General features: G+C 65.1%; 1 protein-coding gene. It reads right to left on the bottom strand.

Going from position 1 to position 985, the window contains the following annotated elements; translation table 11 throughout:
* Positions 1-455 precede the first annotated feature (455 nt).
* On the bottom strand, positions 456-985 hold a 530-nt coding region (locus tag QOL99_RS17225), incomplete at its 5' end, for a DNA cytosine methyltransferase (RefSeq protein ID WP_285525631.1).

The following is a 985-nucleotide window of genomic DNA, read 5'->3' as shown; positions in this document are numbered from 1 at the left end:
GACGTGACTTGCCCCGCGGTCCGCCCGATTGGGTTCACTCCAACCGTGCCGCGCTTCTCCTGTCCGCTCATGCGGTAACGGACTTGGACGTCCTCGGTCATGCCCCACACCTCCTCGAACTGGCCTGCAGTCGCAACGGCCAGCTGCCGCCGAGCATGAACAGCACCCAGGGCCGCGAACACTGCCGCGAAGGAGCGCGTCGGCGTGGAGAAGGCCAGGGTGAGCGGCGCAGAGAGTTCCTGCGTTCCCGCAAGACTTCCCGCGCTCATGAACGAGGCAGCCCACTCGGGCAAAGGGACGACCCGGCCCCGGGTAGAGCTGATCTGAAGGGCGAGGGGCGACGGTGCAGACACTTCTTCCCGAACACTCAAGGTCGGACGTCCTCCTGACACGTGGGTCCAGCCTAGCGCCTCGCTTTGGGACGGCATGCCGCAAATGCGTCACGCCCCCAGCGCTCAGCGCGATGTCAGGAGGGGAGCCAGATCACCAGGAGCGGCAGCACGGCTGCGGCGAGCATCTTGAGGGGGCAACGGCGGAGAAGCGCTGTTCTGAACCTCTGCCTCTGTGGGAGCCGTCAAGGGGCGCAGCACGATCAGCTGCCTCTTCACCGAGCGGGCGATGCCCCGCGCCATCAGGAACGGCACCCCGTTCCCTACGGTCTTGAACATGTCCGACAACGTCATGTCCTCCGGAAGCTCGAAGTCCTGAGGCATGGACTGAACGGCCAGCGCCTCAGCCACGCTCAAGCGCCGTACCTCCGTGGGGTGCAGATGAACCTCGTTGTTTCCATAGGCGGCAGTCGCCGAGTAGCGCCAGCGGTGGAGGCGCTTGAACGACTTGCGGCTGACATCACCCTCGTCCACCTGCTCCATGCGAGGCCGCCCCTGCTTGGGTTGGAAGCGCTTGTGAGCGTTGGGGTGATGCTCCACATCGTTTTTCCGAAGGCTCATCCTGGGTTTCAGGGAGTTGGGGTGAGGAGCAGGGA

Origin of the sequence: Deinococcus rhizophilus (assembly GCF_030271215.1) — a bacterium.
In the GTDB taxonomy this organism is placed as follows: domain Bacteria; phylum Deinococcota; class Deinococci; order Deinococcales; family Deinococcaceae; genus Deinococcus; species Deinococcus rhizophilus.
This window is presented reverse-complemented; position numbering and strand designations above follow the sequence as displayed.